The following is a 24,478-nucleotide window of genomic DNA, read 5'->3' as shown; positions in this document are numbered from 1 at the left end:
GGCAGACCGAAATTTTCCGAATAGATCTCATTCGTTGGCCTTGCCAAGGCATTGATGGAAATTGCGCCAGCTAGGGTTCCCGATCGGCCCCTTCGGTTTGCCGAGCACCCTCGGGATAGTCCAATCACACCTTTTCTTGTGCTCGCCCGGTAGTGGGCTGCGAATCCATCTGGAACGCGGCTTGGGTTCCAAAATGCCGAAAAACGTCACTTTATTTTGTGTTTGATGCACCTTCGATGGGGTTGCCAAGTTTCCCCGATTCAATTCGCATAGGCAAAGGCTATGCTTGGAGCTTGATTGGTCAGAATAACCCAAGATTTTGGAGCCATTTTTGGTGAATGACCGAACGTCGTCGCAGAACAGATTTTTTGTTCGAATGGGTGGCAAGGGCTGGATGGTATACGATCGAGAAAGGAAAGGCCCGGCGGTGATTGGGACCGATCTGGCCGAAAATCTGACGAGAGAGCACGCAGACCGCGTCCACCGTTTGCTGGTTTCGGGAGCGGGCGGCGCCAATGCGCCGACGCGCTAGTCGTCGCCGAGACTTACGATGCCGAGTGTGAACAGCACGGTCGCCACCGGATGGAATGGCCGAACGCGAAATCGAGTCCACCGCTACGTTTGGTGACCGTTTCGTCGGTCGACCGTTCCATCGACGCATAATGCGTGACGCCTCCGGCAACGATCCTGCAGAAGTTCAGCGTGAATCGACCGTAAAGGACACCTTCCCCGGGCTCCGAGGATGCGAAGCGATAGGAGGTGCCGAGACCGCGTGTGATCTCGAACAATCCCATGAGCTCCTGGTGCGTCAGCGCCGAGTGAATGCCGAGCAGCGGTAGCAACAGGGCTTGAATGCCGATACCGCTCATGATGGCCTCGCCTCGATGCGCGGCAGCGGCAGAAATTGCGCGAGATGCGCGCTCCTCCATTGATATGGCGTATTGCCGGCGAAGCGCTTGAACACCGTCGTGAAATGAGCCTGCGTCTGGAACCCGACGGTCAGGGCGATATCGACAAGGGAGGTGTCGGCCCGCTGCAGCAATTCCTGGGCACGCTCGATCCGCCGCTTTAGCAGATAATCGTGCGGCCGCATGCCGACGGCCGCCCGGAATTGCGCGGCAAAATGCATCCGGCTGAGGCCGGCAACAGCAGCCAGATGCTGCAGGGTGACCTTCGCGTCCAGATTGTCGTCGATATACTGCATGACGCGCTTGAGGCGCCATTTCTGCAGCGACCGCACTGTCCGGCACGCTTGCCCCTCGCGGTCGCTCTCGGCCAGCTCGGACTGGCCTTGTCCGAGCAGCGTCCGCCCGCTGGCCTTGCGCGTCAGCATGGCCAAACGCAACGCATCGACGAGGATAGCGGAATGGGGATTGTGCATGGCTCTGGTGGCCGCGAGTGCATCCGAGAGGCGCTGCATCACCGGATCCGTGACCTCCTCGGCACCCATCTCCGGATCAGCCTCAGCGGACGCGCGCGCAAGACGCTTGGCGGACACCTTGAAGCTCGGCTCGCCGTCGGCAGATCCTCGTACGTTCGGCGCAGGCGGCTCGATGGCGAGCGCAACATCCAGATGCACGAGGGAGAGCGTCATTGCCTCCTCGGCGGAGCGCGGCGATCGTCTCGATGACGGCAACTGCCGGCCGTCGATCGACGAGACGTCGATTGCGGCGGCAACATGATCCTTGGCGTTTTGCGGGTATGACATCTGCAGCGACATCGTCGAGCCTCCTTGTCCCAGTTCGCAGCGGCAGTGCCTGGCAGGCTTGCCCGAATGCGATGGGAGCAGATTAGTTCGGCGATCCGCGCGCTCCATTCTACGCGCGGGTGCATGGCTAAGGTCTCGGGTTAACCGCGTCATACCTAGGTATGACCGCAGCGCAGCGACCGAGTGAGAGCGAGGGCCCGGCGCGCCTGCGATAGTTTGACGCGCCAGCGATCGACGAAATCACCGAAGAGCCTTGTTCTGCCCGGGAATCTGCCTGTCGGACCTCGCGCGGGATTCAACTTCCCACGGGGTCTTCCACGAGAGCACGAAATTCATCCGGCCGGATATTGTGGACGCAGTGAAATCGCGGCATCAACGCCGCTGCGATGAGAAGAAACACCGCCTGCGACGATGACGCCTTGATCGGCCCACGGGTTCATCCATGAGCCGCGCCGGCTTGCGGTTCTGGTCCGCCGTCCTCGCCTTCGCGGTCTTCATGGTCGACGTGCTGACGCCACTCGAGGGCGCGGTCGCGGTTCTCTATGTCGTCGCGATCCTGCTTGCGGCGAGGACGAACCGGCGCAACGACATTATCATCGCCGCAGCCGGTTGCATCGTCCTGACCGTCAGCGCCTATCTGACGTCGCATGATCTGCACGAGATCGCCTCACCTGCCCTGCGCGCGTTGGTGAGCCTAGCGGCAATCGGGGTCACGACCCTGCTGGTGTTGCAGAATCACGCGGCGACAACGCGTCTTGCGGCGCAGGCGCGCCTCCTCAATCTCTCGCATGACATGATCTTCGTCAGGGATCGCGGCGGCGTGATCACGTTCTGGAACAAGACTGCGGAACAGACCTATGGCTGGTCGACTGAGGAGGCGCTCGGGCAACTCGCCGACAAGCTGCTGCGAACCAGCTATCCCGACCGGCGCGAAGCCATCGAGGCCAGCCTGCTCGATAGCGGGCGATGGGAAGGCAGGGTGGAGCAACGGACGAAGGCCGGCGCCGTGCTCACCGTCGATGCCCGATGGGCCCTGCAGCACGACCACCTCGGTAAACCCGTCGGGGTGCTTGAGACGCATACCGACGTCACGGACCGCGTGGCGGCGCACAACGCGCTGGTGCAGAGCGAGCAGCGATACCGCCGGATGTTCGACGCAAGCCGGATCGGCGTCGTCGAGGAAGACTGGAGCGGACTGCGGACTGCGCTGGATGCGCTACCGAGCCGCGGGGCGGACCTGCGCGATTATCTGGCGCGACACCCCGATTTCGTGCGTCATGCCCGCGGGCTTGCCAGAATCATCGACGTCAATCCGGCCCTGCAGAAGATGGCAGGCGCAAGCAGCTCTGCGGCCTTCATCGAGAACGTGGACAAGCTGCTGGGCGAGAACGATCGCAGCTTCCTCGATGCGCTGGTCGCATTCGCGCAAGGCGAGCGGTTCCACGAAGGCGAGACCGAGCTCGTGCGCCTCGATGGAGGCAAGGTCCCCGTGCTGTTCACGATCACCTTTTCGCCTCGATCCGACGACGATCATGACGTGCTCGTCTTCGTCGTCGACATCACCGAGCGCAAGCAGGCGCATGACGCCCTGCTCGCGGCGCAGGCTGAGCTCGCCCATGCCGCGCGCGTCGCCACCCTCGGTGAGCTCAGCGCGTCCATTGCGCACGAGGTAAACCAGCCGCTGGCGGCGATCGTCACTAGCGGCGAGGCCGGTCTGCGCTGGCTGCGGCGCGACGTCCCCGATCTCAAGGAGGTTGCGACGACGATCGGCCATGTCGTTGCCCAGGGCCGTCGCGCTAGCGAGATCGTAACCCGCATCCGGACCTTCCTGAAGAAGGCCCCGGCTCAGCAGGACGTGCTGCAGATCGGCGAGATCATCGCGGAGGCGACGGCGCTGGTCGCGCGCGAGCTCGCCAAGGATGATGTCGCCCTTATCGTCGAAACGGCGCGTGACTTGCCGCCGGTTCGCGGCGACCGGATTCAGCTGCAGCAGGTCCTGGTCAACCTTCTGGTCAATGCCGGCCAGGCCATGTCGGGCCGGCCCGGTTCCCGCACCATCACCCTGCGCGCCGGCACCGTGGATGGCGAAACGCTCGCGATCACGGTGCAGGACAGCGGCCCGGGCATCCAGCCTGATGACCTGCCGCGCCTGTTCGATCCGTTCTTTACGACGAAGGATGGTGGAATGGGCATGGGACTTGCGATCTGCCGAACGACGGTGGAAGCTCACGGCGGCCGGTTGTCGGTGGCGAGCACCCCGGGCTCGGGAGCGACATTCCACCTGACACTGCCATATAGCCAAGAACACGCCCTGCCATGACACGACCAAACCAGGCCCAACCGCCGGCGCAATCCTCCAACGCGACTGTCATCATCGTCGACGACGATGCCGGCATCCGCGCCTCGCTCGATAGCCTGTTCCGATCCGTCGGTCTCGAGACGCGGCTGTTCGGCTCGCCGGCCGAACTGCTCGGCAGCTCGCTGCCCGACGGCCCTGGCTGCATCGTACTGGACGTCCGCCTTCCGGGCGTCAGCGGGCTCGATCTGCAAGGCCAGCTCGTTCGGCATGGCATCAGCTATCCGATCATCTTCATGACCGGCCATGGCGACATTCCCATGTCGGTGCGCGCCATGAAGGCCGGCGCGGTCGACTTCCTGTCCAAGCCGTTCCGCGACCAGGACATGCTCGATGCGGTGACGGCGGCGCTGGAGCGCGATGCACAGCACCGCGCCGAAGCCGCGACCAAGGACGACATCCGCGCCCAGTACGAGACCCTGACGGCGCGCGAGCGCGAGGTGATGGGCCACGTCACCGCCGGCCTGATGAACAAGCAGGTCGCCGCCCTGATCGGCCTCAGCGAGATCACAGTCAAGATCCACCGCGGGAACGTGATGCGCAAGATGGGGGTCAGGTCGCTGGCCGACCTCGTCCGCAAGGCCGAGGCGCTCGGGATTTCCCAAACCCGAAGGACTACGGACCAAACCTGAGTATAATTTCGGCGGACCTGCCCCCGGGGCATAAGGCGTCATCGGCCGCGCAACGGGAGATATCCTCCCGGCCTTGCGGAATACCGCGGTCAGGATTGTGCGCGAATGGCCAAAAACCCCGTGATTGCGATTGTGGACGACGATGAAGGCGTTCGCACGTCGCTCGCGAGCCTGGTTCGCTCGCTCGGCTACGAGGCCCACGCCTACGAGTCCGGCGTCGACTTCCTGCAGCATGCGCCGGGAGACGATCCAGCATGCATGATCGCCGACATCCAGATGCCGGTGATCACCGGCGACGAATTGCAGGCACAGTTGATTGCGTCCGGCCGCCGCTTCCCGATCATCTTCATGACCGCATTTCCAAGCGAAAACGTGCGTCAGCGCGTGATGGCGGCCGGCGCGCATTGCTATCTCGGCAAGCCTTCCAGCGGTGACGAGATCATCCGCTGTCTCGAGGACGCGTTGGCAGGCCACGACGCACAACCGTAATCCATCCGCCCGTCTAGCGCGCGACAATCTCGTCCCCAACCAGCCGTGCATTTCGGCAACCGGGTTGTTGGACCGGAAATACCGTCAAGCCCGGCAAACCTCATAGTCAGCGTCGATTTTGTCGAGATCGGCAGGGCGGCACGCTCTGGCGAAATGGATGAGGCACGATGCCAGTAAACGCCGCCAGTGCTGCCGTGCCGCGTCCACTGGTTTTCGCCGGGTTTCCCGCGAGCTCCTGGGCCTTCGCGTTGCGCGTATGGCTGGCGATGACGCTCGCCCTCTATGTCAGCTTCTGGCTCGAGCTGGACTCGCCGTCGTCGTCCGCCCTCACCGTCGCCGTCCTGGCCCTGCCGACACGCGGCCAGGGCATGGAGAAGGCCGGCTACCGGCTGGTCGCAACCGTCATCGGCGTCGTGGCGTCCATCGCGATCGCGGGCCTGTTTTCCCAGACCGACGGTCTCCTGCTCGCGGTGCTCGGCATGTGGGTCGGGCTCTGCGTCTATGTCGCGGGGATGCTGGACGGCAATCGCGCTTATGCGGCGGCGCTGTGCTGCATCACCGTCGCCCTCGTCGCCGTCCAGCAGATCGACACGCCGCTGCAGGTGTTCCCGACCGGCGTCGCACGCGGCGCCGCCATCGGCATCGGCGTTCTCGCGGTGGCGCTCGTGAACGAGGTTCTGGCCGCACCGAACTATCATCCGGTGCTGGCAAGCCGCATCGAGGGGTTGCACGGCCGGGTCACGGGTCTCGCGCAAGCGGCCGGGCATCCCTCCGCAACGGCTGCCGCGAGCCTGCTGCACGACATCGCGGCACTGCGTCCGGAGATCGCCAGCCTCGTAACGGAGTCGAGCACCGGCACGCCGAGAACCGAAGCCGCGCGCTCCGCGCTGGTCGACCTCGTCAGCGCGCTCTCGCTCGGCCGCATGCTCGCAGCGCTCCCCACCGCTTCCCCGGATAAAGTCGGGCTGATAGCGATGTCCCGATCCTGGCTCCAGGCCGAGATCAGCCGAAAGAACGCGCAGGTGTGCAGCAGCCTCGAAGCGCTGCGTGAAGGGACGCACCCACATCATGCATGGCGCGCGCCGCTCTACCGCTCGCGCCGCATCGCGGCGGAAACCGCCGCACGGGCCGCGATCTCGTTCATGCTGATCGCGCTCTTCTTCGTGCTGACGGGCTGGCCGAGCACCGAGCTCTGCCTCACGCTCGTCGCAGCGATCATCGGCCTCAGCTCAATCTCGCCCGCGCCACGAATCTTTGCGCAGGTAACGGTGACGGCGATGCCGATCGCCTGCGCGCTGGCGGGCATCCTGAAATACCTCGTCTTCAACGGCGTCTCCGAGTTTCAGCTGCTGGCGATCGGTCTTGCGCCTGTCGTCATCGGCCTCGCGCTGCTGATGTCATTGCCGAACCCGATGTTGTCGTCCCTCGGCCGGCTCGTCCTGGTGTTCATGATCGCCGTCCTCGCACCGACCAATCCGCAGAGCTACGACCCCGAGGTGTTCCTGGTGACGAGCCTCTTCGCCTGCATGTCGGCGGTGCTCGTCTTCGCGGCACAGATGCTGCTGCCGCCCCTATCCGGCGACCGGAGGGTGCGGCTGCTGCTGGGAGAGGCCGGGCGCGAGCTGGATCACCTCGGCCGCGGACGAACCCGACACCTCGCGCCGGAAGAAGCCGCGTTTCGCGACGCAGCACGGATCGAACAGATCCTGACCGCAAACGGTGCCTTGCCCCTGGATCGTCAGATCACGGCCAAAGCGATGCGTTGTTTCGACCAGGCCGAGACCTTGCGGCGTTGCTGCGCCGAACTGGACCGACTGCGACAGGGTCCGCTCGCCGGAGCGGCGCGGGACGCGCGCGAGGCTCTCGCCCGGCGCAGCGGCCGCGCCATCCTCGCTTCTGCCGAGGCGCTGCGCAAGGCGGCAGCGCGAAGCAAATTGTCCGCCAATTCGGCCATCGCCATGCTGATTGCAGCGCGCGGCGCATTAGCGCCCTCACAATCTCCAAGCTAGGGCGCACGGCCATGACGAACACCTATCGGGAGCTGGTCGTCGGCGGCGTGCTCATCGCCCCCATTGTTTCCTATGCGGTAATCGCGCTGCTCGCGTTCCTGCTGCTCCGCCCGCTGCTGCGCTTCGTCGGATTCGCAAGCTGGTTCAGCAACCCCTCGCTGGCGGAGCTCAGTCTCTACGTCGCGATGTTCGGCTTGCTCGCACTGTTCTTCTAGGGAGAAAGAGTCATGGACGCCGCCCTGCCCCGGGACGCCGCCGCGCGCCGCGGCGAGCCGTCAGTCGAAGTCCAGGCCGATGCCGCCGACAACGTGAACGATTCGGGCGTGCCGGAGACCGTGGCGCACGACACTGGTGATCGCGCGATGGAGAACGGCAGGCCTCAGGAACAGACCACGTCCCCCTCGACGCCGCAGCGCAAAGCGGCGGTCCGCTTCATCCGCGCTTCCGGCAAGCATCTAGCGACCCTGGGGATTGCACTGACCGCAATCGTGATTGCGGCTGCGACCTGGCAGCACTACGTCACGGCGCCCTGGACGCGGAACGGCAGTGTGCGTGTCCAGGTCGCCAACGTCGCGCCGCAGGTTGCCGGCAAGATCGTGGAGCTGCGTGTGGCCGACAACCAGTTCGTCCACAAGGGCGACGTCCTCTACGTCATCGACCCCTTCGACTTCGAGGTGGCTGTCCGCGTCGGCAAGGCCCTGGTCGACCAGCGGGCCGCGGATCTCGTGGTGAAGAAGGCCGAGTTCGACCGGCGCCAGCATCTGTCCGATCTTGCGACGACGCCCGAAGAGCAGCAGATCTATGCAGGCAATGCGGCGCAGGCGAAGGCTGCCTACGAGGCAGCAACGCACCAACTCGCGCAGGCGGAGTTGAACCTGAAGCGCACCAGCGTGGTCAGTCCGGTCGACGGCTATGTCACCAACCTCCTGCTGCGTGCGGGCGATTATGCCGTCACCGGCGTCAGCAACGTTTCCGTCATCGACTCCAACAGCTTCTGGATCGACGGCTATTTCGAGGAGACCAAGATGGCGCGGGTGTGCGTCGGCGATCGCGCCGAAGCGCAACTGGTCGGTTATCCCAGCCCGATACTCGGACATGTGAAGACCGTAACGCGGGGCATCAGCGCGTCGAACGCCGCCACAGGCACGCAAGGCCTGCCCAACGTCGATCCGATCTACACCTGGGTGCGGCTGGCGCAGCGCGTACCGGTCCGCCTCGCCATTGATACGGTTCCGCCGGATGTCCCGCTCGTCTCCGGCATGACAGCGACGGTGACGATCCGGCAGCCGTCCGCGGGCGGTGGCCAAAGCTGGTTCGACCGGTTCCGCGCGAGCTTCGTCGATCCCGTCGTCGATCTGGTCGGCGCGGGACGTCCGCCCCGTCCGGACTGCCTGCAAGCGGCATCGCAGCAGCGCCCCGAGGTGGAAGCGCTTCCCTACACACGCGAGCCCGCGGTTCCGCCGGCAGAGAAGATCGCACCCGGCCTCACGCCCGGTATCGATGCCTCGCCACGCCAACCCTGAATCAGGCGTGTACCCATCGCCGGACACCGTCCGCGGCAACATCCGACCTCACAACGCAACCATCTGATCCCTTTGGTTCAATTGACCTTTTTGCGACATGCGGTCGCACCTATCGCATTTGCAAAATCTAATACCGCTTAAGCTTCCTTAACGAGCCTCGCGGTGAAATCGCACCTATCGTTGAGCATGGACCATTTGCATTTGGCCGCCGCCAAGACGGCAGCCGAATCCAAGAGACGGGACAAACAATGCTCACCGATATGCAAGCGGCCGGTGCCTGGTCGACGTATCAACCCAACCGTCGCAACTCCGATTCCCCGCGGGAGACCCGCGCGTTTCCCCTCGAACGAAGGTGGCGGCAGCCCGGCCAACGGACCGGCACTGCATCAGACGACATCGCGATCTCGCGCTGGACCTGTGCTCAAACAGGCATAACGCACGAAGAGGCCACGACGCCCATCGACCGCTATTTCTTCGCGATCGCCTTGAAGACGACCCGCGTCAAGCTGACCAGAGGCCGTCACACCATCTTCGACGGTGTCATGCCGGCCGGCTCGTTGTATATCGGCGCGCCATCGCAGCAGCTCAGTGCGCAGTTCCACGCACCGTGCGATTTCCTGCACTTCCATGTCTCGGCCAGCAGTTATTTTCCGCCTCTTCGACCCGGAGCAGGATCTGCCTCGCATGAGGGCCTCAACGACCTGATCCTGCTTCGTGATCCCTTCGCCGAGCAGCTTGCGAAAGCGCTGACCGAACGCGGTCATTCGGCCGACCGCGAATTCGCGCGCTGCATCGGGAAGACGCTGGCCATGCACCTTGCCCGGCGCGAGCTGCCACACGCGAGAGTCAATGCCTTGCCGAAATGGCGGCTGCGGCGCGTCGAGGAATATGTCGGGACACATTTCGACCACTGCATCAGCCTCTCCGAGCTTGCCAAGGTCGCGGGACTGTCCCGGATGCATTTCGCGGCCCAGTTCCGCGCCGCGACCGGATATCGGCCGCGCGAGTATCTGCTGCATCAGCGCATCGAGCGCGCGAAATCGCTGCTATCGAACACCGACACGGCGTTGGCCGAGGTGGCACTCATCGTCGGCTTCTGCACGCAGGCTCATTTCTCGACCGTCTTCAAGCGGATCACGGGTGACACTCCCGCGCGGTGGCGGTGCACCAGCCGGAATGCGTCGGCTTCGTCCAGGCTCACCGGCGCTGATCCGGCTTCGACATCGAAGACGATGTCGCGCGTGTTGCCCGTGGACTTCGCGTGAATCATGCGAAATGGGAAATAGCCGGGGTTCGTGAAATACTTCTGCTGCGGGATCGGCGATAGTGTGCATGTTAGGTGACTGAGACCCCCAAGTCACCGCTCGAGCCTCTCTCCTCCCTGGGCATCCGAGCATTTTGGGGCCGTCCTCCCCCAAAGGACGGCCCCTTTTTTTCGACAACGTAGCGCGATCGACGGCATCACCTGTCCGGAACCGGCCAGCTCTAGGCGCCGAGGTGGTGCGCGATCCAGCCGCGCACGCCCTGCATACTTCTGAAATCATCCAGCGAGCGCGCCGACAGTCCGGTGTCGATGCCCGCAACCATCGCGCTCAGCGCGTGCCCCGGACCGAGCTCGAGAAATCCTGTCGCGCCGGCTTCGACGCACGCTTGCAGGCAATCGGCCCATTGCACGGTGTGCGAGATCTGCGCGGCAAGCTTGTCGAGGCCGCTCTCGAGCGAGACGACCGGAGCGGCATCGATCCCGCTCAGAATGCGCCCGCCGGTCCTGGGCGGGAACACCACCGGCACGCTACCCAGGACTTCACGAAATACGGCGGAGGCTCCGGCGAGCCGCCTGGTGTGCGAGGCGACCTCGACCGGCAACACGACGATCCTTGCAGCGTGCATCGCCCGCGCTTCTGCGGCAATCCCGTCCAGCGCCTCACGCCCACCGCCGATGACAAAGGCATCGCCCGGATTAACAATGGCGATCGCGGCATCGTAGCGCTCGCAAAGGCGATCGAGCTCTTCTCGCCGAAGACCGCGGACGAAGATCAGCCCGTCGCCGGCACGCGTGGCTGCATCCATGGCCTCCGCACGGCGTACCACGAGATCGAGCGCGACGGTCGCATCGAACAGGCCGCCGATGCTCCAGGCCGCGATCTCGCCGACGCTGTAACCGGCAATGATCACACCGCATGGGATGGCATCGCCGAGCGCGGCTGCAGCGGCCAGCGCCTGCACGGTACACAGAATCTGACCGGCGCGGTTGCGATGCAGTGCCTCGTCGGGCTCTGTGCCGACGAAATCGCGCGGATCCTTGCCGCCCAGCAATGTCGCGGCGTGCGCAAACAGGTGCGCGGCTTCCGGCGCATCGCCTGTGAGGGCGAACATCTCCCGGTGCTGCCTGCCCTGTCCCGAGCACAGAATCGCGAGCGTCATGGTCGCTGCCTAACGAGGAAAGAACAATGCAATCGCAATCGCCAGGGTCACGACGCTGAATCCGGTGCTGGCGATGACCATGGAGCCGACCGTCGCGGAGTCCAGCCGGTAATTGACGGCAAACAAAATGCCGAAGAAGCCCGAAGGCAATGCCGCGAGCAGAATTGCCGTCTTCGCGACATCGGGTGCGAGGTGAAAGCCGTAGACAATTGCGACGGCCAGCAATGGACGCATGACGTCCGCTGCTCCCGTTGCGGCAACCACTCTCCAATCGAGGCGAAGCGCCTGGGCCGACAGAACGAGACCGGTCAGGAACAGGGCAACGCCTGCGGCCGCGCTCCCGATCAGAGTGAGAGAGGCATGGACAAGTGGATCGAGAGTCATGCCGGACAACGAGAACACCACGCCGAGCGCGGGTGCCCACACCACCGGCTTGGCGAGCGCGCGCCGCACGGCCGTCAGAACCGGCTGCGATGGCGCATCGCCGCCGCGGGTCTTGGCGGTGCTCATCTCCACGATCACGAGCGTCAGGGGGCTGACCAGGATCGAGCCGGTTGCGAGCGCAACGGCGACCGGGACGACACCGGCCGGCCCGAGCACGGTCGACAGGATCGGCAGACCGACGCCGGCAAGATTTGGGAAACCGACCGTCAGAGCCTGCACCGACGCGTCTGACCTCGTCACTGCAAAGAAGCTGCGCTCGAACCAGTACCAGGCGAGATAGATGACCACCATCGTCACGCCGAACACGAGAAAGACCGGAGCTTGCCCGGTGATCCCAGCCCGTGGGGCCGATGCGGTCGCGGCGAACAGCGAGGCCGGCAGGGCGAAATCCATCACCAGCGCATTGAGCCCTTCGACGTGACCGTTGTCGACGATGCGAGCCTTGCCTGCAACGAACCCCAGTAGCAGGACGAAAAACACCGGCACCAGCGCCATCAAGATGACGTTCGACGTCATGGGTTCAGCCCCTCATGGGCGTCGACGAAGAGCGTCATTGCGAGCAGGTCGGCCGATCCACCAGGGCTGAGACGGCGGGCGACGAAGCTGTCGTGGATCGATTGTGCGCGGGCGCGCCAGCCGGTCATACGAACGCCGCCTGACGCGATGAAGCGACGCGCCGCATCACGCGCAAAGCTAAGGCCATCGAGCCCGCCGCGATGCAGGAGGTTGGTGTCCTCGACGGATGCGATCAGGGCGAAGCACGCCTCGACCCGCGGGGCTTCCGTATCTTCCGCCACGACAGGCGCCGCTCTTCGCAGGGCCGGCAAACCGATCCGGTAGACACTGGGAAATCCGCTCGCGGCCTCGAGGCGCGCGCCGCCGGCGCGAAAGCGGCGGCGAGCCGCGCTGCCATGGCTGTGCAGCAGCACCGGACCGTCGAGAATGCTGTCGCCCCACAGGCGCGTCACGACATCGCCGAGCGCAAGCCCGGGATCGACCACACCGCCGGCCTTCGCGCCGGCTGCCGCGCAGAGCAGACCGAGCCCGAAGATCGCGCCGCGGTGCGTGTTGACCCCCGAGGTCGCCGCGAACATCGTGCGCTCCGCCTCCAGGCCGATGATCCGCAGCCGCCCCATACCGCAGCCGAGCGCGCCCGCATCGGCAAGGCGCTGCAGATAAGGTCGGATCGCCGCGGCGCTGCGACGGAACGTGCCGGCATCCATGTCGTCGTGACTGCCATTGTCGACGTGGCTCACAAGACCCGGCTTCGGCCAGGTTTCTAGCTCCTTGACGAGGCAATCGGCCGCGAGGTCGCCGATTGCGGAGACATCGAACCCAATTCGCGACTGGCGCGGGGTAAGCGGTTCAGCGCCTCGCAAGGCTGCGGTGATCATGATCCCGTCGCTCCCGAAATGAACCGGTCCCTGCCGAGCAGGGTCACGCCCTCGATGCTCTTGACCAGAAGCTCGCGCGCACCGGCATGGAATTCGCGCCAGTTCACCGCGGCGCCATCGGCGCGCATCAGCTCGCCATCGAGCCGCATCGGTGCTTCGATCTCGATCGCAGCCAGATCGGCGACGAGACGACCAAGATCGGTTTCGGGGCGAATCTCGAACAGGAGGTCGAGATCCGAACGGGCGGTTAGGTAGTCAAGCCCAGTCAGCGCCTCCCATGCGAGGCTGCCGAACACGCGCGCGTGCACCGAATGGCGAAGCGCGAGGTCGTCGAGCCGATCGAGCGTAGGCCGCCAGCATTGCGGAGCGGATGCACGCGCTTCCCGCAGCGAGGGCGGCCTCGCGATCGCGACGATGTCGCCGAGGCCGGCGAGAAGGGAGAGCCGCTTCTTACCGGCAGAGGGAGGCAAAGGCAGACCCAAAGCGAGGCCGGTCGTCTCGCAGGGCAGCGCGCGCCGCCTGATTGTCGGCCATCCCAGCTCCGCCCAGTGCAAAACGAGGGGATCGCACGCGAGATCGCCATGCGGAATGAGCAGCGCGCGCCATCCTTCCGGGCGGACAAAGACGAGGTCGTGACGACCTGCGGGCCGGTCAACGTGCTTGCAGGGCGAGGTCACGAACACGCTCCGCGATATCGGCGGCCTTCAGCCGGCCACCACGCGCCTTGCCGAGCGCATCCCGCCCGTCCCGCGCGGCCGGCATGTCGGCCAGCAACGCCTCCAGCTGATCGGCGAGCGAGGCGGCATGGCTCCACGTCATGTGGACGGCGCCCATCTGCGCGAGATTGGACAGGCCCGGAGCGAACACCGGTGTCGATCTCGCCTTCTCCTCCAGCGCTTCCATCGACAGTTTGGTGACCTTCGCCATCGACGGCAGGTCCATCACCGCAGGATCGGCGCCGGGCAACCCCACCAGCACGCGGGTCGCAAGTCCGGTCGCAAGCAGCGCGCCTGCCGCCGAGTGACCGTAGAGAAGGCCGATGGTCGGGCGGCCGTTCATGTCCGCGTGGATCAACACCTTCGCCAGATGCGCGAGAAATTCGTTCAGGCCGAGCAGCTCGTCGCGCTTGCTCATGCGCTGGCTGTCGCTGTCGACGAGCACCAGGATCGGACCGCTGTCCCGGTCGATCGACTTGAGCACATGGCCGGACAGTCTGATCGCCTCGTCAACGCCGAGCGCGGTCCGGTCAGCGACGCCGAGGACGAGCATATTTGCGCCGGATCGTAGCGTCGCCGAACCGAGCAGCACGCCCTTGTCGTTCCTGACCTCATGTCCGTCGGGGAAGAGCGCAGTGATGATGTCATCGAGCGTCACGGCTGGTCCTCCCGATCCTGTCGGCGAGCGCAATGAACTGATCGGCCGGCAGTTCCGGAACCGTTTCGGCATGCGCGATGCCTTCCGCCGTCCAGATATCGACGGCATCGGCGCAGGCACCGAAGCGGCGCAACCGGTCGGCAAGCCGCCCCTGCTCCGCCTTCAGGCTGTCGAGACCGAACGGACCGACCAGGCTCAGCAGCTCCAGCGCGGCCTCGCGGAAATCCTGCACATTGTCGTCGGCAAAGACGTCGGCGGCGCCGAGCAGCCGGCGATGCTTGCCGCCCATGGTGCGCCAGACCAGCGCACGGTCGCGGGAATCGAACTCCTCGACGCCGCGATTGGTCTCGATCACTTCGGGGCCCGACACCGCGATGCGCCCGGACTCCGAGACGGCGAGCGCCGAGCAGCAGCCTGCGATCAAGCCGCCGCCACCATAGCATCCGGACCTGCCGCCGATCAGGCCGATGACCGTCACGCCGGCGCTGCGCGCCTCCATCACCGCGCGCATGATCTCGGCGATCGCGAGCTCGCCGGCATTGGCTTCCTGCAACCGCACGCCGCCGGTATCGAACAGGATCAGGACGGGGATCGAGCCGATCTGGTGCGCCGCGCGGAGCAATCCCGTCAGCTTGGCGCCGTGCACCTCGCCGAAGGCACCACCCATAAAGCGGCCCTCCTGTGCGGCGACGAACACGAGCGATCCGTCAAGCCGGCCGTGGCCGACGACGATGCCGTCGTCGAACTGCTCGGGAAGATCGAATATCTTCAAGTGCGGACTGACCTCGCGCTGCTCCGGCCCGATGAATTCGACGAAGCTGCCGGCATCGAGCAGCAGCTCCAGCCGGGTGCGGGCCGACGCTTCATAGAAGCTGGTGCTGCGGGCGCGTTCGGCCGGGGTGATGCCCTTGAGCGGTGCAGTCATCGGCCGTCCTCCGCGATCAATCGCACCGCCTGCGCCAGCCGTAGCGAGACCGTGTCGGGCCGCGCGCCGCCGTCGTTGATCGAGAATCTCAGCCCGCCAGGCGAATAGCGCTCGACGAAATCGCCGATCACGGCGGTCCACACCTCACCGAAGCCCGTAGCCGCGGTCTTGATGTCGAGGGCGCACTCCACATCCGACAGGACACGCTCCACCAGCACTTCCAGATTGCCCGAGGCGACCACGCCGACGATCGCACTCTTCCTGGTGCCGCCGGCCGGTGCGCGAACCCTGTGCTGAAACCTGAGATCTTCCATAGACCGTCCTCACCAATTCCTGAATTTCGAGGGCGGCGCGTAGAGGCCGCCGGACCAGCGCACGAGATCCTTGATCGACCGCGCCGCCAGCATGCTGCGATCCGCATCGAGCGGGTTGATCCCGAGATCCTCCGGGCGGCGGATCACCCCGCGCTCGCGCAGCCGTGCAATCACGCCGTGGTCCCGCCGACGGCCGACATCGGTGTAGCCCGCAACACCACGGATGGCCTGCTCGCGCTCCTGCGCGGTGCGGCACAGCAGGAGGTTGGCCACGCCCTCCTCGGTGACGATATGCGTGACGTCGTCGCCGTAGATCATGATCGGCGCGAGCTCGAGGTTCAGCTTCTCCGCGAGCTCGATGGCGTCGAGCTTCTCGACGAACAGCGGCACGTTCTTGTCGCCGAACGTCTCGCCGATCTGCACGACCAGCTTGCGGCCGCGGCGCATCAATGCGGAGCCGTCAGGATCGGCCTCGGCTCCCGCTTTCAGCCAGGGCTCGCTCGGATGACGCCGCCCGCGGGCATCCGCTCCCATGTTCGGCGCACCGCCGAACCCGGCAATGCGCGAGGCGGTGACGGTCGATGAATTTCCCTGCAGATCGATCTGCAAGGTGGAGCCGATGAACATGTCGCAGGCATAGAGACCGGCGGTCTGGCAGAAGGCGCGATTGGAGCGCAGCGAGCCGTCGGGGCCGGTGAAGTACACGTCAGATCGCGCGCGGATGTAGTCATCCATGCCGACCTCCGAGCCGAACGAATGGATCTGCCGCACCCAGCCGGACTCGATCGCTGGAATCAGCGCGGGATGCGGGTTCAGAGCGAAATGGGTTGCAATCCTGCCCTTTAGCCCAAGCCGCTCGCCAAAAGTCGGCAGCAGAAGCTCGATCGCGGCCGTGCTGAAGCCGATGCCGTGATTGAGCCGCTGCACGCCATAGGGCGCATAGATGCCCTTGATCGCGAGCATCGCGGTCAGGATCTGCCCTTCCGTGATCGCGGCCGGATCGCGCGTGAATAGCGGCTCGACGAAGAACGGCTTGTCGGACTTGACGATGAAGTGGACGCGATCCGCCGGGATGTCGACCCGCGGCACCGTCTCGACGATCTCGTTGACCTGCGCGATCACGATGCCGTCCTTGAAGGCGGTGGCCTCCACCACGGTCGGCGTGTCCTCGGTGTTCGGACCGGTGTAGAGATTGCCCTCGCGGTCGGCGCTGACGGCGGCGATCAAGGCGACGTGCGGCGTCAGGTCGATGAAGTAGCGGGCGAAAAGTTCGAGATAGGTGTGGACCGCGCCGAGCTCGATCTTGCCGCCGAACAGCATGCGGGCGATGCGCGCCGATTGTGGCCCGGAATAAGCATAATCGAGGCGCTTGGCGACGCCGCGGTCGAACAGGTCCAGATGCTCGGCAAGAACGACGCCGGACTGCACCATGTGCAGATCGTTGACCTTCGCGAGATCGACGGCGAGCAGCGCGCGGCTGAGCAGATCGGCCTGCTTCTGGTTGTCACCCTCGAGGCAAACCCGGTCGCCCGGCCTGATCACCGCCTCCAGCAGCCGCGTGGCATCGTGCGCCGCCACGACCTTGCCGCGCGCGAGCCCGGCGCCGGCTCCGATGCGCGCATCGCGCGCGGCACGGTTGTTCTGCCAGCTCGTCATGACTTCTGTTCCTTCGCGGCATTGGCTCCGCTCCAGAGCGACCCGGGATTGGCGCGATCGGGATAGAGCTCCAGCATCGCCTCATAGAGCTCGCGCGGCGATGCCGTTGCCTCGGTCGAGGAATTCGCGACCCACATCAGGTCCGGATTGCCGGACGGCAAGTCGCGGCTCAAACCGGGGCGCTTCACCGTCATCACGCTCCAGTTCAGGACGGTGCTGCTCTTCTCGATCACGGTCATGGAATTCTCCGGAGTGGACAGTCGGACCGGCGGGAGTGCTGTCGCTCCCGCCGTCCTTCCTTCTGCCGGCCGTGCGTCAGAACCGGCAAAATACGTCGTCAGCGCGTGGCCGGCTGCTGAACACTGCGCGCAGCGCGGGCGATGACAGCCGCCACTTCCTTCGGATGCGACTCGTAGACGGAGTGGCTGGCACCCGGGATCACGGTAGTCTGGCTTTTGGCGCGCTCGTAGTACCAGCGCTCGAGATCGGGATTGATGATCTGGTCGCCGCCGGCAACGATGCCCCAGCTCGGCTTGGTCTTCCACGCGGCCGCGGTCAGCGGCGTGCTGAACACCTGAGTCGCGGCCAGAACCTGGGAGCGCGCAACGAACTCGGCGCGCTCGCGCGGCAGATCGGGCGCGAACAGTTTCGGGAATTGCACGGGATCGAGATAGGTGAACTTGTCTGGCGTGACCTTGATGACGCCTTCGGTCTTGCCGAGCACGCTCGGTGTCTTCTTGCCCAGCGCCGATTCATCCTCGCCAACGTCGGGAGCGTGTGCGGCGACGTAGACGAGGCCGACGACGTTGGGATGGACGCCGGCTTCGGTGATGATCGAACCGCCATAGCTATGACCGACGAGGAGCGTCGGGCCGTCCTGCAGATCAAGAATGCGCTTCGCCGCCGTGACGTCGTCGGCAAACGAGGTTTCGGGCTCCTGCACCATCGTCACGCGGAAGCCTTCCTTGGTCAGGATCTCGTAGACGGGCTTCCAGCCCGACGCATCGACCCAGGCGCCGTGCACCAGGACGATGTTCTTCAGGGATTCCGCGCGCGCCGGGGTGACGGTCGCGAACAGGGAAAGAGCGGCGGCGATGGCGAGGCCAGCGTTGAGGTGTTTCATGTCGGGATCACTCCGGGTTGGAATGACGCGACACTAGGTTCGACGCCCGCTCGCGTATTTCGGCAAACAACGGCCGTTGCCACTTCGCACGCCGGCACGTGTCCCGCCGCAGCTCTGATCCCGCTCACGTCCGGCTTTCTCTGACGGCACGACCTCCTGCGCATGTGGAGCGGCAGGCGTTCGTACGCGAAAGACGGCGTGTATCGGTTCTGTCATTCGAGACAGGTGTTCGAGCACCGAGAGGATCGACAATGACATCGAATTCACTCATCCGGATTGCAGCTATCATTATAATCCTCCTGGAAGCGGCAGCCCCGGTTCATGCGGCGTCCTGCAAGGACTCGATCTGGCGTGTCCAGGCGCAGCTGGACGCGGCCATCGAGAAGAATGCCGGCGCACATGGCTGGGGCCCGGAAAGTCTCGATGCGCTGCGCAGTTATCAGCCCACACCACGATCGCTGGCGGAGGCCGAAGGCCCGAGCGGAGCGCATCTTCGGCTCGCGCTCGATGCCCTCGATCGCGCGCGCGCCGCGGACCGTTCCAAGGACATTGCGAGGTGCCGCCGGGAGCTGTCCGAGGCAACGCTGCTGCTTCAGAAGCAGCCACAATGAGGGAGATCCCTCCCGACCGTGCGGGCAGACAGCCAGACGTGCGTTCAGGGAATACCAGTGCGCCGGTCGCTTCCTATCGTCCCGCGCAAGTGAAAGACTCCGGAGCAGCCCATGCGAGAACAGCTCTCATCGAACAGATCCAGATACCGCCCGTCTGCATCGATGCACCCGCGCGTGGCGCTCGCGGCTAGCTGGATATGGCTGATCCCGGCTGCGGCAAATGCGCAAATGACGCTGCCGACGACGCAGCCCCCCGTCGGCATGTCCGCGACCTCGCCGCTCAACCTCGGCTCGACGCGGCCTGAGGGCATTCCGTTAGGCTCGACCGAAATCGCAACGCCAGGCGTATCCCCGATCAATCCTTCGCTGGGCATGACGAACTGCCCCGTCTCGGGCAATACCGGATCATCGGGAGCCCTGTTCGATGGCGGCGGCCTCTCCGGAAGCCCGTCGCTCGCCTGCCAGAGCGGCACCACGACGCCATCGGCATTGCCTCCCCCGACATCCACGGTCGGTCGTGTCGGGATTCCGCTCGGATCCACCGAGCTCGGCGGCGCCGGAACAAGTCCGTTTGTGCCGGTGCCCGGCCCCACGTCCATGAGCAGCACGCCCCCAATCGACGGCTCCGGCAATCCCTGAGATCACCAAGGAGCATCACCGTGAAGCGGACCCTCACCATCGCATGCTTTGCTCTCGCCGCGATCCTGATCGGCGGAGCCCTCTGGTTCTTCAGTAACGATCAGAAGCCGGCCGTCGCGGCCGCGCCGGTACCCGTCGCCGTGCCGGTGGTCGCGGCCACCGTCACCGGCAAGGACGTCCCGATCTATCTGCGTGGCATCGGCACGGTGATTGCCTACAACACCGACGTCGTGCGCAGCCAGATTCAGGGGCAGATCGTCAAGATCGCCTTCACCGAGGGACAGACCGTCAAGACCGGCGATCTGCTCGCCCAGATCGATCCACGGCCTTATGAAGCACAGATCGAGCAGCTGACGGCCAATCGCGACAGAGACCAGGCGCAGCTCGCGAACGCCGAGGCCAATCTTTCACGCTACAATCAGCTTGGCGACAAGGGTTATGCGACCCCGCAACTGATCGAGACGCAGACGGCGCAGGTGGCGCAGCTCAAGGCCGCCGTGAAGGCGGATCAGGCCCAGATCGACGAGGCCAATGTCCAGCTCAGCTACACGCGCCTGACGTCGGCGATTCCCGGCATCACCGGCGTTCGCCAGATCGATGTCGGCAACGTGATCCATCCGACAGACCCGAACGGTCTCGTCGTCGTCACACAGATCGAGCCGATCTCGCTGCTGTTCACCCTGCCGCAGACCGACCTGCCCGTCATCCAGCAGCACGCAGCACAGGGAGAGCTGAAGGTCATCGCCTACAGCCAGGACAACAAGGTGAAGCTCGACGAAGGCACGCTGCTGCTGGTCAACAACGAGATCGCGGGAACGACCGGCACCGTCCAGCTCAAGGCGGTGTTTCCGAACCATGAGCATCGGCTGTGGCCGGGCCAGTTGGTGAACGCGCGCCTGCTGCTCGAGATTCAGAAGAACGCGCTCACTGTCGCTGGCTCGGCCGTACAGCAGGGGCCGAACGGCAGCTATGTCTATGTCGTATCTCCCGACCACACCGCGGCCTTGCGTTCCGTTCACGTCGCACAAATCAGCGATGGCCAGGCCCTGATCGACCATGGGCTGAAATCCGGCGAGGTCGTCGTGGTCGACGGCCAGTATCGGTTGACTGAAGGCAGCCGCGTTCGCGAGCTGCACGGCAAGGCCGCGCAGGAAGCCGACCTGCAGAGCGCCGTGCAGGATGCGATTCCATGAACCTCTCCGCGCCCTTCATCCTGCGGCCGATCGCAACCGCCCTGCTGATGGCCGGCCTGTTGCTGCTTGGCCTTGCGGCCTATCCGCTGCTGCCGGTCGGAGCACTACCGAACGTCAATTACCCGACGATCCAGATCTCGGCGCAATTGCCCGGCGCCGATCCGGGCACCATCGCCTCGTCGCTCGCAACCCCGCTCGAGCAGCAGCTCAGCCAGATCCCCGGCATTACGCAGCTCACCTCCTCCAGTGCGCTCGGCGTTGCCCAGCTTACGGTGCAATTCGAGCTGTCGCGCACGGTGGACAGCGCGGCGGTGGACGTGCTAGCCGCAATCAACGCCGCCAGCCCCTTCCTGCCGCCGAACATCCCCTACCCGCCGACGATCAGGAAGGTGAATCCGGCGGAGACGCCGATCATGCTGATCGCGCTGACGTCGGACTCGCTGCCGCTGACGACGGTGGACGCCTATGCCGAAAATATCCTGCTGCCGAAGATCTCGCAGGTGCCCGGCGTCGGCCTCGTCGGCATCGGCGGACAGCAGAAGCCGGCCATCCGCATCCGCGTCAATCCGCAGGCGCTCGCCGCCCGCGGCATCGGCCTCGAAGATGTCCGCAACGTCATCGCTGGCGCCAATGTCGACCTGCCCAAGGGCACGCTCAACAGCCCACGCGTCACCTACACGCTGAACACCAACGACCAGCTGCTGAAACCCTCCGCCTACGAAGACCTTATCATTGCCTATCGCAACGGCTCGCCGGTGCGCCTGCGCGATATCGGCTCGGCGATCGAGGCGCCCGAAAACGACCTCCTGGCCGGCTGGTACGGCAAAGATCCCGCCATCATCCTCGCCGTTCAGCGCGTTCCCGGCGCCAACGTCATCGACACGGTCGACCGCATCAAGAAGCTGCTGCCGCAGCTCCAGGCCTCGGTTCCACCGGCAATCAAGGTAACGATTGCCGCGGATCGCACAGCCACCATCCGCGCCGCCGTCTCCGACGTGCAATTCACGCTGATGCTGACGGTCGCCCTGGTGGTGATGGTCATCTTCCTGTTCCTGCGGAATTTCTGGGCCACGGTGATCCCGGCGATCACGGTTCCGCTGGCGCTGATCGGGACGTTCGCGGTCCTCTATGTGCTCGGCTACAGTCTCGACAATCTCTCGCTGATGGCCTTGTCGATCGCGGTCGGCTTCGTGGTCGACGATGCCGTCGTCGTCATCGAGAACATCGTGCGCCATCTCGAGCAAGGCATGACGCCGCTGGAGGCAGCCCTCAAGGGCTCCGCCGAGATCGGCTTCACGATCGTCTCCATTACCCTGTCGCTGATCGCGGTCTTCATCCCGCTGTTCCTGATGGGCGGCTATGTCGGCAAGCTGTTCCAGGAATTCGCCGTCACGATCACCGCCTCGCTGCTGCTGTCGCTGGTCATCTCGCTGACCCTGACGCCGATGATGTGCGCGCGCCTGCTGAAAGATGATTCACGAAGGAAACACGGCCGGGTCTACCTCCTGTTCGAGCGCGGCTTCGATGCCCTGCTTGCGCTCTACGCGCGGGGCTTGCGCGTGGTGCTGCGGCATCGCTTCGTGACGCTGCTCGTGATGCTCTCAACCATCGCGTTGACCGGCTACCTCTACGTGATCATCCCCAAGGGTTTCTTTCCGCAACAGGACACCGGGCAGATCGTCGGCATCACCGAAGCCGCCCAGGACATCTCCTTCCCCGCAATGTCGGAACGCCAGCAGGCGATCGTCGACATCCTGTCGAAGGATCCCGCGATCCAGTCAGTGGCAAGCTATATCGGCCCGGGAGGCCCGACCGCGACGCTCAACCAGGGCCGCATCTTCATCGTGCTGAAGCCGAAGCCCGAGCGCAAGGCGAGCGCCGACCAGATCATCAACCGGCTGCGCCCGCGTCTCGCCCACATCCAGGGCATCACGCTGTACATGCAGGCGGCGCAGGACATCACGATCGGCGCACGCCTGTCGAAGACGCAGTATCAATTCACTCTGACGGACGCCGATTCCAACGAGCTCAACCACTGGTCGGCGATATTCCTGGAGAAGCTCCGCGCGCTGGACCTCATCAGCGACGTCGCGAGCGACCAGGCCAATGCCGGGCCACGGCTGGAAGTCACCGTCAATCGTGAGGTCGCCTCCAGCTTCGGCATCCTGCCGACGACGATCGACAACACGCTCGACGACGCCTTCGGCCAGCGCATCGTCTCCACCATGTTCACCTCGCTGAACCAGTACCATGTCGTGATGGAGGTCGATCCGCGCTTCCAGTACGGGCCCGAAGCGCTCAAGGATATCTACCTGAACTCGGCCAGCGGCCAGCAGGTCCCGCTCAGCACGCTGGTTCACAGCGTCATCAAACCCGCGCCGATCCTGATCAATCACCAGAGCCTGTTTCCCTCGGTGACGATCTCGTTCAACCTGAAGCCCGGCGTCGCGCTGGGTGATGCGGTTACGGCGATCCAGAAGATCGAGAAGGACACCGGCAAGCCCGCCTCGCTGTCGACCTCGTTCCAGGGCAACGCCCAGGCCTTCCAGTCCTCCCTGCGTGGCACGCCGCTCTTGATCGGTGCGGCGCTGATCGTGATCTACATCATCCTCGGCGTTCTCTATGAGAGCCTGATCCACCCCATTACGATCCTGTCGACGCTACCCTCGGCCGGCATCGGCGCACTATTGCTGCTGCTCGCGGTCCACATGGATCTGAGCGTCATCGCCATCATCGGCATCATCCTCTTGATCGGCATCGTCAAGAAGAACGGCATCATGCTGGTCGACTTCGCGCTCGAGGTGGAGCGGCAGCACGGGCTCAGCCCGGAAGAGGCGATCTACCAGGCCTGCACGCTGCGCTTCCGCCCGATCCTGATGACGACGATGGCCGCGCTGCTCGGCGGCGTGCCGCTGATGATCGGCTCGGGCACCGGCGCGGAGCTGCGCCAGCCGCTCGGCTATACCATCGTCGGCGGCCTGATGCTGTCGCAGGTCCTGACGCTCTACACCACGCCCGTGGTCTATCTCTATCTCGACCGGCTCGGCAATTGGCTCACCGGCCGCAAGCCGCACGCAGCCGAGACATCCGCTCCATCCGCGACCGAAGCGAAGACGGGATTGAGCCATGAATCCGCTTGAGAAGGTAAAGACCGGCATGACGGCGGAAAAGCTGGTGACCGTCACACCGGAGATGACGGTCGGCCATGTGGTGCCGGGCATGCCCGCCGTCTACGGCACACCCATGATGATCCTGCACATGGAGATGGCCGCGGGATCGGCGGTTCAGCCGCTGCTGCCCGCGGGTCATGTCAGCGTCGGCATGATGGTCAATATCCGCCATCTGGCGGCAACGCCGGTCGGCCGCACGGTGCGCGCGGTCGCGCGGGTCGTCGCGATCGAGGCCAGGAGCATTCTGTTCGAGGTCGAGGCCTGGGATGGCGACCGCAAGATCGGCGACGGCACCCACCGCCGTGGGGTCGTTGATGTCGCCGAGTTTGAGCGGCGCTTCGGCGTGACAGTATCCGTGGCCGAGATAGCCTAAAGTCGCACACGGCCCGGTGGTAGCTTCGTGCGTTTTGGCAAAGTGCCTCCGAAAACGCAAAAGACCGCCCCTCTACGGCAGGGTAGACCGTCCGCATGACGCTCGAACGCCTGGATGGCTC

At 65.1% G+C, this 24,478-nt stretch carries 24 protein-coding genes; 12 read left to right on the top strand and 12 right to left on the bottom strand.

The features are described from left to right. Nucleotides 1–545: 545 nt before the first annotated feature. A complete protein-coding gene (locus tag WN72_RS18320; protein ID WP_244553819.1) occupies nt 546–869 on the bottom strand; it encodes a hypothetical protein in 324 nt (107 codons plus the stop codon). Continuing rightward, the gene (locus tag WN72_RS18315) at nt 866–1,720 is read right to left on the bottom strand and encodes a helix-turn-helix domain-containing protein (protein WP_027559143.1); all 855 of its coding nucleotides are present in this window, start codon (nt 1,718–1,720) and stop codon (nt 866–868) included. Before WN72_RS18315 ends, WN72_RS18320 begins: the two co-directional genes overlap by 4 nt. 430 nt (nt 1,721–2,150) lie before the next feature. On the opposite strand from WN72_RS18315, the gene WN72_RS18310 reads away from it, so the two are divergent. The 7 genes from WN72_RS18310 to WN72_RS18280 all read left to right on the top strand — a co-directional run bounded on the left by WN72_RS18310 (nt 2,151) and on the right by WN72_RS18280 (nt 9,982). Continuing rightward, complete coding sequence (locus WN72_RS18310; protein ID WP_027559142.1) at nt 2,151–4,028, top strand: PAS domain-containing sensor histidine kinase; 1,878 nt, start codon at nt 2,151–2,153, stop codon at nt 4,026–4,028. After that, nucleotides 4,025–4,696 (top strand): response regulator transcription factor, encoded by a 672-nt coding sequence (locus WN72_RS18305; protein WP_027559141.1) that lies wholly within the window; start codon nt 4,025–4,027, stop codon nt 4,694–4,696. Before WN72_RS18310 ends, WN72_RS18305 begins: the two co-directional genes overlap by 4 nt. A gap of 105 nt (nt 4,697–4,801) precedes the next feature. Beyond that, a complete protein-coding gene (locus WN72_RS18300; protein ID WP_027559140.1) occupies nt 4,802–5,185 on the top strand; it encodes a response regulator transcription factor in 384 nt (127 codons plus the stop codon). Between the two features lie 167 nt (nt 5,186–5,352). Continuing rightward, complete coding sequence (locus WN72_RS18295; protein ID WP_092217416.1) at nt 5,353–7,194, top strand: FUSC family protein; 1,842 nt, start codon at nt 5,353–5,355, stop codon at nt 7,192–7,194. Nucleotides 7,195–7,205: 11 nt separating this feature from the next. After that, complete coding sequence (locus WN72_RS18290) at nt 7,206–7,409, top strand: DUF1656 domain-containing protein (protein ID WP_092217417.1); 204 nt, start codon at nt 7,206–7,208, stop codon at nt 7,407–7,409. 12 nt (nt 7,410–7,421) lie between these two features. Beyond that, nucleotides 7,422–8,717, top strand: a complete 1,296-nt coding sequence (locus WN72_RS18285; RefSeq protein WP_092217418.1) for an HlyD family secretion protein — start codon at nt 7,422–7,424, stop codon at nt 8,715–8,717. Nucleotides 8,718–8,965: 248 nt separating this feature from the next. After that, nucleotides 8,966–9,982 carry a helix-turn-helix domain-containing protein gene (locus tag WN72_RS18280; protein WP_092217419.1) on the top strand — a complete coding sequence of 339 codons (1,017 nt, stop codon included), beginning with the start codon at nt 8,966–8,968 and terminating at the stop codon, nt 9,980–9,982. Between the two features lie 220 nt (nt 9,983–10,202). Here the strand turns inward: WN72_RS18280 and WN72_RS18275 are convergent, their stop codons facing one another. The 10 genes from WN72_RS18275 to WN72_RS18230 all read right to left on the bottom strand — a co-directional run bounded on the left by WN72_RS18275 (nt 10,203) and on the right by WN72_RS18230 (nt 18,371). Continuing rightward, a complete protein-coding gene (locus WN72_RS18275) occupies nt 10,203–11,141 on the bottom strand; it encodes an acyltransferase domain-containing protein (protein WP_092217420.1) in 939 nt (312 codons plus the stop codon). A 9-nt stretch (nt 11,142–11,150) separates the two neighbouring features. Then, complete coding sequence (locus WN72_RS18270) at nt 11,151–12,101, bottom strand: AEC family transporter (protein WP_092217421.1); 951 nt, start codon at nt 12,099–12,101, stop codon at nt 11,151–11,153. Next, the gene (gene mdcB, locus WN72_RS18265; RefSeq protein ID WP_092217422.1) at nt 12,098–12,979 is read right to left on the bottom strand and encodes a triphosphoribosyl-dephospho-CoA synthase MdcB; all 882 of its coding nucleotides are present in this window, start codon (nt 12,977–12,979) and stop codon (nt 12,098–12,100) included. Before mdcB ends, WN72_RS18270 begins: the two co-directional genes overlap by 4 nt. Further along, on the bottom strand, nt 12,976–13,656 hold the full coding sequence (mdcG, locus tag WN72_RS18260) for a malonate decarboxylase holo-[acyl-carrier-protein] synthase (protein WP_092217488.1): 681 nt from the start codon (nt 13,654–13,656) through the stop codon (nt 12,976–12,978). Before mdcG ends, mdcB begins: the two co-directional genes overlap by 4 nt. Continuing rightward, nucleotides 13,631–14,353 carry a biotin-independent malonate decarboxylase subunit gamma gene (mdcE, locus tag WN72_RS18255; RefSeq protein WP_092217423.1) on the bottom strand — a complete coding sequence of 241 codons (723 nt, stop codon included), beginning with the start codon at nt 14,351–14,353 and terminating at the stop codon, nt 13,631–13,633. Before mdcE ends, mdcG begins: the two co-directional genes overlap by 26 nt. After that, complete coding sequence (locus WN72_RS18250) at nt 14,340–15,278, bottom strand: biotin-independent malonate decarboxylase subunit beta (RefSeq protein ID WP_167380954.1); 939 nt, start codon at nt 15,276–15,278, stop codon at nt 14,340–14,342. Before WN72_RS18250 ends, mdcE begins: the two co-directional genes overlap by 14 nt. Beyond that, nucleotides 15,275–15,592: a malonate decarboxylase acyl carrier protein gene (mdcC, locus tag WN72_RS18245; protein ID WP_027559129.1), complete on the bottom strand. Its 318-nt coding sequence runs from the start codon at nt 15,590–15,592 to the stop codon at nt 15,275–15,277. Before mdcC ends, WN72_RS18250 begins: the two co-directional genes overlap by 4 nt. Before the next feature lie 9 nt (nt 15,593–15,601). Beyond that, the gene (mdcA, locus tag WN72_RS18240; RefSeq protein ID WP_092217424.1) at nt 15,602–17,248 is read right to left on the bottom strand and encodes a malonate decarboxylase subunit alpha; all 1,647 of its coding nucleotides are present in this window, start codon (nt 17,246–17,248) and stop codon (nt 15,602–15,604) included. Then, a complete protein-coding gene (locus tag WN72_RS46955) occupies nt 17,245–17,487 on the bottom strand; it encodes a hypothetical protein (protein ID WP_244553820.1) in 243 nt (80 codons plus the stop codon). Before WN72_RS46955 ends, mdcA begins: the two co-directional genes overlap by 4 nt. 98 nt (nt 17,488–17,585) lie before the next feature. Beyond that, nucleotides 17,586–18,371 carry an alpha/beta hydrolase gene (locus WN72_RS18230; RefSeq protein WP_027559126.1) on the bottom strand — a complete coding sequence of 262 codons (786 nt, stop codon included), beginning with the start codon at nt 18,369–18,371 and terminating at the stop codon, nt 17,586–17,588. 251 nt (nt 18,372–18,622) lie between these two features. Here WN72_RS18230 and WN72_RS18225 point away from each other — a divergent pair, with 251 nt between their 5' ends. The 5 genes from WN72_RS18225 (at nt 18,623) to WN72_RS18205 (ending at nt 24,357) form a co-directional block, all read left to right on the top strand. Further along, nucleotides 18,623–18,982 carry a hypothetical protein gene (locus tag WN72_RS18225; RefSeq protein WP_167380955.1) on the top strand — a complete coding sequence of 120 codons (360 nt, stop codon included), beginning with the start codon at nt 18,623–18,625 and terminating at the stop codon, nt 18,980–18,982. 228 nt (nt 18,983–19,210) lie between these two features. Beyond that, nucleotides 19,211–19,621 carry a hypothetical protein gene (locus WN72_RS18220; protein ID WP_156950869.1) on the top strand — a complete coding sequence of 137 codons (411 nt, stop codon included), beginning with the start codon at nt 19,211–19,213 and terminating at the stop codon, nt 19,619–19,621. A 20-nt stretch (nt 19,622–19,641) separates the two neighbouring features. Then, nucleotides 19,642–20,814 (top strand): efflux RND transporter periplasmic adaptor subunit, encoded by a 1,173-nt coding sequence (locus WN72_RS18215; RefSeq protein WP_092217425.1) that lies wholly within the window; start codon nt 19,642–19,644, stop codon nt 20,812–20,814. Continuing rightward, complete coding sequence (locus WN72_RS18210; RefSeq protein WP_092217426.1) at nt 20,811–23,954, top strand: efflux RND transporter permease subunit; 3,144 nt, start codon at nt 20,811–20,813, stop codon at nt 23,952–23,954. The genes WN72_RS18215 and WN72_RS18210 overlap by 4 nt, the downstream gene beginning before the upstream one ends. After that, nucleotides 23,941–24,357: a thioesterase family protein gene (locus tag WN72_RS18205; RefSeq protein ID WP_027559121.1), complete on the top strand. Its 417-nt coding sequence runs from the start codon at nt 23,941–23,943 to the stop codon at nt 24,355–24,357. The genes WN72_RS18210 and WN72_RS18205 overlap by 14 nt, the downstream gene beginning before the upstream one ends. Nucleotides 24,358–24,478 lie beyond the last annotated feature (121 nt).

The sequence above is a fragment of the Bradyrhizobium arachidis genome (assembly GCF_015291705.1).
GTDB classification, from domain to species: domain Bacteria; phylum Pseudomonadota; class Alphaproteobacteria; order Rhizobiales; family Xanthobacteraceae; genus Bradyrhizobium; species Bradyrhizobium arachidis.
This window is presented reverse-complemented; position numbering and strand designations above follow the sequence as displayed.

Coding starts and splice junctions, on each gene's coding strand:
- WN72_RS18205 (WP_027559121.1), top strand. CDS start 23,941: ATGAATCCGCTTGAGAAGGTAAAGACCGGCATGACGGCGGAAAAGCTG.
- WN72_RS18285 (WP_092217418.1), top strand. CDS start 7,422: ATGGACGCCGCCCTGCCCCGGGACGCCGCCGCGCGCCGCGGCGAGCCG.
- WN72_RS18300 (WP_027559140.1), top strand. CDS start 4,802: ATGGCCAAAAACCCCGTGATTGCGATTGTGGACGACGATGAAGGCGTT.
- WN72_RS18280 (WP_092217419.1), top strand. CDS start 8,966: ATGCTCACCGATATGCAAGCGGCCGGTGCCTGGTCGACGTATCAACCC.
- WN72_RS18295 (WP_092217416.1), top strand. CDS start 5,353: ATGCCAGTAAACGCCGCCAGTGCTGCCGTGCCGCGTCCACTGGTTTTC.
- mdcA (WP_092217424.1), bottom strand. CDS start 17,248: ATGACGAGCTGGCAGAACAACCGTGCCGCGCGCGATGCGCGCATCGGA.
- WN72_RS18305 (WP_027559141.1), top strand. CDS start 4,025: ATGACACGACCAAACCAGGCCCAACCGCCGGCGCAATCCTCCAACGCG.
- WN72_RS46955 (WP_244553820.1), bottom strand. CDS start 17,487: ATGACCGTGATCGAGAAGAGCAGCACCGTCCTGAACTGGAGCGTGATG.
- mdcC (WP_027559129.1), bottom strand. CDS start 15,592: ATGGAAGATCTCAGGTTTCAGCACAGGGTTCGCGCACCGGCCGGCGGC.
- WN72_RS18225 (WP_167380955.1), top strand. CDS start 18,623: ATGACATCGAATTCACTCATCCGGATTGCAGCTATCATTATAATCCTC.
- WN72_RS18220 (WP_156950869.1), top strand. CDS start 19,211: ATGACGCTGCCGACGACGCAGCCCCCCGTCGGCATGTCCGCGACCTCG.
- WN72_RS18210 (WP_092217426.1), top strand. CDS start 20,811: ATGAACCTCTCCGCGCCCTTCATCCTGCGGCCGATCGCAACCGCCCTG.
- mdcB (WP_092217422.1), bottom strand. CDS start 12,979: ATGATCACCGCAGCCTTGCGAGGCGCTGAACCGCTTACCCCGCGCCAG.
- WN72_RS18290 (WP_092217417.1), top strand. CDS start 7,206: ATGACGAACACCTATCGGGAGCTGGTCGTCGGCGGCGTGCTCATCGCC.
- WN72_RS18250 (WP_167380954.1), bottom strand. CDS start 15,278: ATGACTGCACCGCTCAAGGGCATCACCCCGGCCGAACGCGCCCGCAGC.
- WN72_RS18275 (WP_092217420.1), bottom strand. CDS start 11,141: ATGACGCTCGCGATTCTGTGCTCGGGACAGGGCAGGCAGCACCGGGAG.
- WN72_RS18230 (WP_027559126.1), bottom strand. CDS start 18,371: ATGAAACACCTCAACGCTGGCCTCGCCATCGCCGCCGCTCTTTCCCTG.
- WN72_RS18270 (WP_092217421.1), bottom strand. CDS start 12,101: ATGACGTCGAACGTCATCTTGATGGCGCTGGTGCCGGTGTTTTTCGTC.
- WN72_RS18310 (WP_027559142.1), top strand. CDS start 2,151: ATGAGCCGCGCCGGCTTGCGGTTCTGGTCCGCCGTCCTCGCCTTCGCG.
- WN72_RS18315 (WP_027559143.1), bottom strand. CDS start 1,720: ATGTCGCTGCAGATGTCATACCCGCAAAACGCCAAGGATCATGTTGCC.
- WN72_RS18320 (WP_244553819.1), bottom strand. CDS start 869: ATGAGCGGTATCGGCATTCAAGCCCTGTTGCTACCGCTGCTCGGCATT.